Origin of the sequence: Streptomyces sp. AV19, from assembly GCF_015999245.1 — a bacterium.
In the GTDB taxonomy this organism is placed as follows: domain Bacteria; phylum Actinomycetota; class Actinomycetes; order Streptomycetales; family Streptomycetaceae; genus Streptomyces.
On sequence record NZ_JAEAMR010000019.1, the window covers coordinates 104,605 to 114,547 of the forward strand.

A 9,943-nucleotide genomic window follows, 5' to 3' on the forward strand; every position below is an offset into this window, starting at 1 on the left:
TTGGGGGGGGGCCCCCCCGGGGCGCCCCCGGCCCGGGCCACCCCCGGGGCGGGGGCCGCAACGCGGCCCGCTTTCCCTGCAGTTGGCCGGGCGCGCGGAGCGCGTCCGGCTGCGGTGAGCGGAGCGAGCCGCCTCCGCTCCGCGGGTCCCTCCGGGCTGCGCCCGGAGAAACGAACTCCTGCGCTTCGCGCAGGAGTTCCGCTCCCGCTCCGCGGGAGCGGAGGCGGCTCGCTCCGCTCACCGCAGCCGGACGCGCTCCGCGCGACCGGCCAACTGCAGGGAAAGCGGGCCGCGTTGCGGCCCGCGCCCGGGCGTTGCCCGGGCCGGTGGCCTCCGCTGCGCTCCAGCCGCCAAAAACGCTGGTTACGGGAGAGGGTGGGCGTGGCGCGCTTGACGGTCCGAGGGGCGGCAAGGAGAGGCCCGGACCCGTGGGCGCGGGACCAAGTTGACCGGCCGTCAAGCTGCTTTGGGGGGTGCTCGTAAGGCAACAGTAACGGAATATAGCCACGTTCGAGGGACTTTCAGGGTTCTAGATGCTTCACTTTGAAGTCCGAGATAGACTCTGGACTCAGAGAGCAGCACTACTAAGGGAGCTGGACCGGTTTCCGATCACGCTTCCCCGCTACTGGTCCGAGGCTGTGACCCGGTTCCGGTGAGGTTCACCGTAGCCGGTTGCGCGCCCACTACGTGCAGGTTTCCCGTTTCCTGCCCAGGTACGAGCCCAGGAGGAGGCAGACGGATATGTCGACCACGAGCCGAGCCGATCAGCGTGAGGCGGCCCAGCAGGAAGCCGTTGACGCGGTTGTCCGTACCCTCGAATTGCCTGCAAGACCGCTTGCGCCCGAGAGGGGGCTCCGGACTCAGGTGATCATGGCGACCGGGTCCGGGAAGACCCGGGTCGCGGCCCGCAGCGCGGAGAAGCTCCGTGCGGGCCGTGTGCTGGTGCTCGTCCCCTCACTAGACCTGCTCACCCAGACCGAGGCCGCGTGGCGCGAGGCAGGCCGCACGGGCCCGATGATCGGGGTCTCGTCCCTTCGGGGCGAGGACGTGTCCTTCCCCAACACCACGGACGTGGAGGAACTGGTCGACTGGGTGCGGCCGTTCGACAAGGTCACCGTGTTCGCCACGTACGCCTCCCTCGGGCTCGGCACACTGGGGCGCGCCCACAAGGCTGGCCTTCCGGGCTGGGACCTCATCGTGGTCGACGAGGCGCACCGGACCTCCGGTCGGCTGGGCAAGCCGTGGGCGGTCGTCCACGACAACACCCGCATCCCGTCCCTGCGCCGCCTCTACATGACGGCCACGCCCCGCCTGTGGCAGCTCGACGAGGACTCCGAGGGAGCGCCGGGCGAGCTGGTGGCGAGCATGGAGGACGATCCGGACGGGCCGTTCGGTGCGCGCTGCTACACGCTGACGCTGTCGGAGGCGATCGACCAGGGAATCTGCGCGCCGTACCAAGTGGTGTGCGTGGACATCACCGACACCCAGCTCCAGGCCGCCCAGCTCCTGGGCGCTGAGGGCCGCTCGGACGAGGTCCGCGGGGCCCGTCTCGCCGCGCTCCAGACCGCGCTGCTGAAGGCGTCCTCGGAGGAGAGCTTCCGGCGCACGCTCGTCTTCCACCACCTCGTCAAGGAAGCCGAAGCCTTCGCGGCGGGCCTCCCCGGCGTGGCCGCGCAGCTGCACTCCGCCCACCCCGAGCTGTACCCCAGGACGATCTGGGCGGACTGGCTGTGCGGCGAGCACAAACCGCTCCACCGCCGGCGCCTCCTGGGCGAGTTCGCCGACGGGATCGCCACGGACGGCACGGTCGTGGAGAAGTGCTTCCTGTGCTCGGTGAAGGTGCTGGGCGAGGGCGTCGACACCAAGCACTGCGACTCCGTCTACTGGGCCGACGTCCGCGGCTCCATGCCCGACCTCGTCCAGGCCGTCGGCCGCGCGCTGCGGATGCAGCCCGGCGAGGGCAAGATCGCCTCGCTCGTGGTGCCCGTCCTGCTCGGGCCGGGCGAGACAGCGGACAACATGCTCACCAGCCGCGCGTTCGGCGGCCTGGCGAAACTGCTGGAGGCGCTCAGGGCGCACGACGCCCGGGTCGTGGAGCAGCTGGCGCAGCAGCAGGCCCCCAGCGCCTACAAGCCCGTCCAGAAGGGTCCGCACGGGCAGGAGAGCCGGGGCGAGGGGACCGGGGCTGGCGGGCCGTCGAAGCCTGCCCGGCAGTTGCTGAAGTTCTCCACGCCGCGTGACCCGGCGCAGCTGGCCGCGTTCATCAATCTGCGGGTCCTCAACCCGGAGCACGAGCACTGGCGGCGTGGGGTGGAGGCCGCCGTCATCTACGCCCGCGAGCACGGCGACCTGAAGGTGCCGTTCACGTACCGCGTGCCCGGCCGTGGCGACCAGGCGGTTGAGGCCGAGGGGTGGCCGGCCTCGCTGGCCGACTTCCCGCTGGGGCAGTGGATCGCCGACGCCCGCCGCTTCTACGCCCGCGGGACCATGGACGAGGACCGCATCGAGCAGCTAGAGAAGCTCGGCATGGTGTGGTCCCACTTCGACGTCGCATGGGAGGAAGGACTCGCGGCGGCGCGCGGGTGGGCCGAGACGAACGGGCACCTGCTCGCGCCACTGAACGCCACCTACCAGGGCTACAAGGTCGGCATCTGGCTGAAGAACGCCCGCGCCGCCGCACGCAAGGCCGCCGAGAACGAACGACGGCGCGCCGAAGGCCTGCCCGTGGAGTCATCGGCCGGGGCCCTGCCGGACGAGCGGCGCGAGCAGCTGGAGGACATCGACCCATCCTGGTGCCCCACCTGGCCCGTCGAGTGGCAACGCGCCTTCCACCTCACCCGCCAGCACCTCGAGGCCAGCGGCCAGCTGCCCACATCGCCGGGCGACGTCGTGCACCAGGGCGAAGACCTCGGCCGGTGGGTCCGCTCGGTCCGGCTCGGCTGGGACAGCCTCACAGGCGTCCAGCAATGGCTGTGTGAACAGGTCCTCGGCATCGAACCCGCCAGCGAAGACGAGAAACCGCAGCCACGCCGTACACAGGCCGACAAATGGGCCGCCAACCTCACCGCCGCCCGCCAGTTCTTCGAACGCGAGGGACACCTGAAAGTACCCCGCAAGCACGTCGAGACCGTACTCTCCGAGGACGGCTGGGAGCTCCAATTCCGCCTGGGCGCATGGGTCAGCAACCAGCGCAGCAGGGCCGCCGCGCTCACGCCGAAGCGGGTGGAACAACTCTCCGCGATCGGGATGCGGTGGTCGTGATGGCCATCGCCGTCACTTGGTGGTCGTCATGAAAATGACATTGGGTTTCGTCATGCGTGTGCGGCTCGTCATCAAGCTACCAGTGCGAAACTGCGGCCCAGGTCAAGAATGAACTATGGCCAGAAGGCGCATGTTCGCAGGCGATGAGGGTCAGCCGTTGCCTCCACCGCCCGTCCGAGCGTGAGGGGCGCGCTGTGCTCTCTTACGGAGCTCACTGGACTGAACGATGATGGCTCGCACGAGCCTCTCATAGTGCCGTGCGTGGGCGGGATCGGCAACGGCCTGCGCGAAGACCTCCTTGGTGAGGCTTCGGTTGACGGCGCTGAGCGTGGTGCACGCCTTCTGGAGTGCAGCCAGGCCCTCAGGGATCTCGTCCTCCTCCCGGACACTCATCTCGTCTGCGGTCGTGCCGAGTTGAGTCGGGAAGCGGATCGGCCAGTGGCCCGCCATCCTGGGTGCGGGAGGCTGCGTTTCGGGTGCGTGCCGGGTGCTCGGCTCGCCTGCCTCCTGGTGGTCGCCGGCCTCATTCCGCCGGCTGCGTGTATCCCGCGCGGCCAGCGCCACCTCGGCCTGACGACGCCCCTTGGGCGACAGCGTGTAGAACACCCGCGCCGGACGCCCCGGATGCGGACCCTCCTCCCCGCAGCGCGTGACCCAGCCCAGCGCGGTGAGCCGGGCCAGGACCTGCGAAACCGTACTCTTCCCCACATCCGCCGACACAGCGATCCTCCCCGCCCACAGCGGATCATCCGCCGGTACCGACAGCAGCAGACGCAGCACCTCAACCATCGGGCGAGTCATACGGATCGCGGCAGCCCTCACACACCCGACCACACCACCCCACACCCCATAGGTCAAGAACGAACTACGCCCAGCCGCCCAGTGGTTCATCCGTGCGGGGGGTCTTTACCGGAAGATCGTGAGCTGCGTCCTGCGCTCGTCGGAACTGGCCCGGGAAACGGGCTTGTGGGAGATCTTGGGCTGGGCACGGCGCTATGCCGTGGCTGTCTTGCGGAGGGACGGGGATGGGGGCCGCGGGCGTGGGAGAGATCGCTGAAGGGCTGGAACGGGCGTTGTGTACGCGGCCGGTGCCGGTTGGTGTGGCCGCTGTGCGTTTCCTGATCAAGTCGGAAGGCTCGACAAAGGGCGTCGCTTGTCTTCTGGGGGTCTCTCAGCGCACGGTCCAAAGGTGGGTCACCTCCCGGCCGGGTATAAGGCGCCGCCCCGGCTGTGAACACGCGCAGAGGATCAGTGCGGTGGTCAGGGCGCGGTGGCAGCCCCGGGTACGTGCCCGGCAGCAGGCCCGGGCTGAGGCCGATGGCTTTGTCTTCCATGCCCGGGCGCGGTTTGGGTTCGCTGCTGCGGCGGGCTCGTCGGATGACCCGCGAAGGCGGCTGATCACCCAGCATCTGTCGGGGGCGGTGGCCCGTGAGCTGTTTGCGGCCCAGGATGCCGGCGCGGGCGAGCAGCAGCAGTTGGTGATCCTCGCCCGCGCCTTGGGGCACGCCTACTTCCGGGACGGGGGCCGGCGCGCCCACGGTCTGGTAGTCGCCTTCACCGATGTGGAGTTCGCCGACTTTTCCATCGGCTGACCTCGGGGGTGGGTATGGCTTGGTGGAGCCGGGCCTCGGTGTCAGGGCCTGGGGTCTCGGCGGGAAGACGGCTGCCGGGGTGTGGGCAGCAGCGCTGCGTAGCGTTGTGCTTCTCTGCGTTCGTGCCAGTCCCACTCGACGCGGCCGACAGGTCTGGTGCGCTGGTCGGTGGGCGGTTGAGACGGGCGGAGCTTGGCTTCCTCCGCCACGCGCAAGAGGTGGGCACGGTCGCGGGGGTCGGCCAGCAGATGATGCTCTTCGCCTGGTGTGAGCCGGGCGAAGCACACGGCGGCGTTCAGGAAGGTGCGTGCCCACAGCGGTACGGGGTGGGTGGCGCAGCCGTCGGTGTAGCGGGTGCGGTCGTGCAGGGCGAGTGTGTTCGCGGCGTCGTCGTAGTCGTGAGGGCGTGCGGTGGCGAGTTGCTGGAGGGAGGCGCCGGTGAAGAGGGTGGCGGCAACGGCTGCGGCCAGGCGGGGGTGGGCGGTCGCGGTGGCCAGGCGGTGGGCGACGTGCTGTGCGGTGTGCGGGGTGAGGGGTGCGGGTGGCGGGCGGTGGGCGGTGGTGCCAGGCGATCGGCGGCGGTGTGCACGGGGTGGTGCAGGGTGTGGGGCTGTCGTAGGAGATGAGGCGGTCGAGTGCGGGCAGGGTGAGCCACCGGTTGGCCGGCCGGGCGGGCTTGTTCGCAGGCGAAGGTTCGACGGCGGTGGTGCCGTAGTAGTGGCAGCGTGCGGCGGGGAAGGCGGCGGTAACGGCGTATTCGGCCGTTTGCAGGGCCTGGTGCAGGGCGGCGGGCAGGTGGGGGCGGTGGCAGACCAGGGGGCTTCCCCCTGAAAGCTGAACACGGCTTATGCGGCTTGTGTCAGGGTAGGTGCGTGTCCATCAGGGGTCCCTTCTGAGCAGGCGCCCACCTGATTCATGACACTCCCGGGAACCGGGCCTTTTCGTGTTTTGAGGCGTGGCCGGGCCTCGCATCGAACACGGCGTGAGGCATGCGTAGAGACGGGACAGGGAGCCCCAGGAGGAACACCGATGCCCCAGTGGCGAGGAACCTAGGACACCGGGACGTCGGCTTCATTCAAGAGCAGTTACACGGTGGCGGGCGCCGCTGCTTCGGCAGCACTGTGACCACCGCTCACCTGGTCGAGCAGTAGTTCCGCAACCTCTGCCAGGTCCTGCGGTGAGAGCTGCGCGGCAAGTGTCTCTACCACATCAGCGGGGGAGCGTGAGGGGATCACGATGGCCGTCGGTGAGGGCTCTACCGTCACGGGCTCGTTGCCGGGCGAAGGCTCAGCAGCCGCAGGTACCGCAGGTACGGCTCCCTTTACTTGGCCGGTTGCGCCTTCGGTACTCGTTTGCGCAGGCAAGCCGGGTGGCCGTTCGGTGGGGTTATCCCGAGGCGTCGTCGGGTCGGCTGAGGGCAGCTGTTTCTTCTGGTTTACCGCGGTAAACCGCGAGGAGCTCTGCTGTTCGGACGCCTTTGGTGCCCGCTTTTGCCGGGGAGCGCGCTGTGCGGCTGCTCGGCGTTGCTGTTCGGCCTCCCACGCTGGCTGCTGATCGGACGCCGGAAGGCCCGCGATGTCGCGAGCGACGCGCACAGGCATGTCGCCGGACGAGACGAGATCCTGCAGCTCGGCGGTCAGCTTCAGGAGCTTGCGCTGTTGGCTCACCCAGCCCTTGGTCTTCCCATAGTGCTCGGCCACCTTGTCGGCGCCTCCGAGCTCATTGACCATGGTCTCGATACCGAGGGCCCGCTCGATCGGGTCGAGGTCCTCCCGGTCGTTGTTCTCGGCGAGCACGGCATCGAGGAAGTCGGCCCGGCTCTTCGCCACGTCCTCGTTGTGTACGACGTCTAGCGTCTTACGGCTGGCAGCCTGCGACGCTCGGTACCGGCGCTCACCGTTGGCGATGACGTAAGAGGCTGTGCCCACGTGGGGCGCTTCGTCGGGCCAGAGCTTGAGATAGGCGGCGCGCGAGACGACGACAGCCGGCTGCAACTGGCGCTTCTCCAGCTTCTCGCCGAACTCCTTGAGGTCGTCCTCGGAGCCGAAGTTCCGGCGCGGGTTGAAGCGGGTCGGCACGAGCTTGTCGAGGGGGAGGGTCAACAGCAGCGGGTCGCTGCGGCCCGGGACGTCGTCGACCTTCTGGCCAGCGAGCGAGGCGAGACTGGTGCGGCGGCCGGCCATCAGACGTTACCCCCGTACCCCTGCTCGAGGGCCAGGCGGAAGAAGTCCTCGCGGGCTTCCATAGCGACCCTGTTCTTCGGGTACTGGGTGACGACACGGCCTTCGACGGAGGCCCGAGTGTGCACCTTGTACCTACGGATTACCGTCCGAGTGCGAGCCCAGCCCTGAGCGTCGATGTACTCCTGGGTGTCCACCAAGTCCGCGGTCCCGTCGCGGGGATCCCAGTTGTTGATCACGACCGTGAAGGGGAGGCCCGACGGCTCGATGACCTTCTGGATGGTCCGGGCCGTCGGGTCGAAGGCGAGGCCCTCAGGCGGCATGGGCACGATGACATCGTGCGCGTACTTCAGCGCCTCCAGAAGGAGGTTCTCGTCCTGAAGGCTTCCGGGGGTGTCGATGAAGACGTGCTGAAGTCCCTTGTTGCTGTTCTTAAGGACGTCAGCGACTACAGCTCCCAGGTTCAGCGTCGTGGTGGTCTTGCCCACCCCGCCCTTCTGGTTGGCGATGACGTGGACCTTGGCGCCTGTGTCCTTGAGGATCTGCAGGTTCTCCGGAGTCTCATGCTCCTGGGAGAAGTCGAAGGGCAAATCCGTGATGCGATTCGCCCACCAGACCGTGGATGCCTGTGGGTCAATCGATACAACGTAAACGCTTGCTGGCATTGATGCTCCGTTTGCTTCCCGATGGTTCCGGTACTTCGGGCAGAGGGCATCATGCCAGAAGCCTGGCCTCCGCTCTGACCAGGACATACACAGATCGACTGAATGGCCCGGCCAGACCTCGTCTGGTTTACCGCGGTAAACCAGACGAGGCGGTTGGCGGCGCCCAACGGGCTAGTGATCCTGACCGAGGCGGTAGAAGGCTTTGCCATCGTGAGGTCGTACGCCGAGGGCTGTGTAGAAGGCGAGGGCGCTGGTGTTGTCTCTGTCGGCTGTCCACTCCACTCGGTTGCATGCGGCCCTCGCCGCCGCTTGGCGGACCTGACCCATGAGGGCGGTGGCAACGCCCCGACGCCGGGCGCCTTCGCAGACGAAGAGCTCCTTGAGAAACAGCGAGCTGTCCGCGCCGGCGGCGGGCCAGAGGAAGCTGTAGGAGGCCATGCCCAGGATCTCTCCGCCGCTGTCACGGGCCAGGAGAACGGTGGCGGCGGACTGACTTCCGAAGAGCTGGGAACGGACCTGGTCCGGGTCGGCGGCGACGTTCGCTCCGCCGTAGTAGGACTCGATCTCGCCGATCAGCTGTGCGATGGCGTCCGCGTCCTGCTCGACGGCCTGCTCGATGCGCATGGTGTCGTTCATCCTTCCCCTCCTGGCAGCGCCAGCATCTCGTGGAGCTCGCGTACCTCCGGCAGCTTCTGCCGCGTCGCAGGCACGGTAGTGGCCAGCTCCTTGGCCCGGTAGACGATCAGGGCGCTGCGGTGTTCTTCGGGCAGGGCGGTGAGGGTGGCGACCGCGTGAGTGGCTGCGGCCGCGGTGTCGCCGTCCGAGGCCAGGCACACCGCCTGGTCGAGCTGGACGAGCGCACGGTCGGTGAGCTCGGACGCGGGGTACAGCTCCAGGGCTCGCTCGTGGTTCTCGCGCGCACGCCTGGTCTCGCCGAGATGCGTCCAGGCGTTGCCGCCGTGGAAGCGCAGCTGGCTCTCGGAGTACCCGAAGGCGGAGGCGGTCCGCTCGGCGGGATCGAGCCTGTCCAGCGCTGATTGCGCCTCGGCCAAGGCCGCGGCGGTCTCGCCGGCCTGGTGCAGAGCGGCGTATGCCCGGGCCTGGAGAGGAGCGGCCAGGGCCGGTCCCACGCACGGCAGACCCCCCGCCAGCCTCCGAGCCCTGTTCCCGAGCTCCACCGCCCCGTACATATCACCGTTGTAGTACTGCTGGTACGCCTCCTGCGCGTAGATCCACGACAACGTGGGCCGGTCTTCCGCGACGCCTGCGAGCTGACGGCCGGTACGCCACCAGGCGCGGGCCATCGGCTCACCGGACTTGAGCAGCGTCAGTGCCATCAGCCCGGACAGGCGGGCGGCCACGACCGTCAGCCGGCGCCGCACGGAAGAGGAATGGCGCTGACGTGGGGAGAGAAGGGGCTGCAGCACCGCGAAGTCGTCGACCAGTTCACCCAGCAACGGGCGCTCGGACCGGTAGCGGGTCGCCCGGCCATGCCGCTCCACCGTGTACTCCCAGTCCTCGACGCCCGCATCCGACATCGGGCCGGCGGCCAGATGCTCGCCCAGCCCCTGCTGCAGGGCGGCGGCCCGCTGCAGCACATCGGCCGCAGCCGGAGCCATCGCCAGGTGGACCAAGTACCCGCCGGCGTCCAGTACACGGTCCAGCACGGCGGCCAACTCCGGCGACGGATGACGGCGTCCGGTCTCCAGATCACCGATGTAGCTCTTGCCGCAGTGGGCTAGCCGGGCCAGCGCGCGCTGGGAGAGGTTGCCGCGCAAGCGGCGTAGCGCCTGGGCGAAGGTCTCGTCATCCATGGGGATCCCGTGTCCGCTGTGCCCGCACGGCTGCGGGCAGCAGCGGGCGGTGAACTCCTAGTCCAGGAGGTGGTGTTGACCCACGCTACTCGCGTGAGCCGACGTGCTCAGAGACAGGAAGGCCGAACTCATGCCCATCGCGACCCCCGCGCCCGCTTGTCGGCACTACAGCGCTCGGACCGACGGCCCGGACGGCACCGCCCCCATCGACGTCGAAGGCATTCAGCAGACCATCGCCACGGCCCTGGAGCCCGTTCCGCAGGGAGCCGAGTTCGTGCCCGAGGCCCTGGCGCTGACTGCCGGCCTGTTGTCCGGCCATGTGACGCTGCTTTTGCCGTCGGCTGAAACCGAGCACCGCTCACGCCGGCCTGACCTGAGAAGCCATCCGCATTCCGAATGTGATCGTTGGGTTTCTGCTGGTCGGGCATGAA

The 9,943-nt window shown here is 68.9% G+C and carries 8 protein-coding genes; 3 read left to right on the forward strand and 5 right to left on the reverse strand.

What is annotated here, in order from left to right; translation table 11 throughout:
* Window positions 1-741: 741 nt before the first annotated feature.
* Window positions 742-3,261, forward strand: a complete 2,520-nt coding sequence (locus I5Q34_RS26905; RefSeq protein ID WP_199895025.1) for a DEAD/DEAH box helicase — start codon at window positions 742-744, stop codon at window positions 3,259-3,261.
* A gap of 150 nt (window positions 3,262-3,411) precedes the next feature.
* Here I5Q34_RS26905 and I5Q34_RS26910 read toward each other — a convergent pair whose 3' ends face one another.
* A complete protein-coding gene (locus I5Q34_RS26910; protein WP_199895026.1) occupies window positions 3,412-4,050 on the reverse strand; it encodes a hypothetical protein in 639 nt (212 codons plus the stop codon).
* 251 nt (window positions 4,051-4,301) lie between these two features.
* On the opposite strand from I5Q34_RS26910, the gene I5Q34_RS26915 reads away from it, so the two are divergent.
* On the forward strand, window positions 4,302-4,853 hold the full coding sequence (locus tag I5Q34_RS26915) for an XRE family transcriptional regulator (protein WP_199895027.1): 552 nt from the start codon (window positions 4,302-4,304) through the stop codon (window positions 4,851-4,853).
* Window positions 4,854-5,938: 1,085 nt separating this feature from the next.
* On the opposite strand, the gene I5Q34_RS26920 is transcribed toward I5Q34_RS26915, so the two are convergent.
* The 4 genes from I5Q34_RS26920 to I5Q34_RS26935 form a co-directional block, all read right to left on the reverse strand.
* A complete protein-coding gene (locus I5Q34_RS26920; protein ID WP_199895028.1) occupies window positions 5,939-7,036 on the reverse strand; it encodes a ParB/RepB/Spo0J family partition protein in 1,098 nt (365 codons plus the stop codon).
* On the reverse strand, window positions 7,036-7,785 hold the full coding sequence (locus tag I5Q34_RS35885) for a ParA family protein (protein WP_277965761.1): 750 nt from the start codon (window positions 7,783-7,785) through the stop codon (window positions 7,036-7,038). The genes I5Q34_RS26920 and I5Q34_RS35885 overlap by 1 nt, the downstream gene beginning before the upstream one ends.
* A gap of 84 nt (window positions 7,786-7,869) precedes the next feature.
* Window positions 7,870-8,334, reverse strand: coding sequence for a GNAT family N-acetyltransferase (locus I5Q34_RS26930; RefSeq protein WP_234429598.1), 465 nt, complete (start codon window positions 8,332-8,334; stop codon window positions 7,870-7,872).
* On the reverse strand, window positions 8,331-9,512 hold the full coding sequence (locus I5Q34_RS26935) for a helix-turn-helix transcriptional regulator (RefSeq protein WP_234429599.1): 1,182 nt from the start codon (window positions 9,510-9,512) through the stop codon (window positions 8,331-8,333). The genes I5Q34_RS26930 and I5Q34_RS26935 overlap by 4 nt, the downstream gene beginning before the upstream one ends.
* 130 nt (window positions 9,513-9,642) lie before the next feature.
* Between I5Q34_RS26935 and I5Q34_RS26940 the strand changes: the two genes are divergently transcribed.
* Window positions 9,643-9,942 (forward strand): hypothetical protein, encoded by a 300-nt coding sequence (locus I5Q34_RS26940; protein ID WP_199895029.1) that lies wholly within the window; start codon window positions 9,643-9,645, stop codon window positions 9,940-9,942.
* Window position 9,943: the final 1 nt, after the last annotated feature.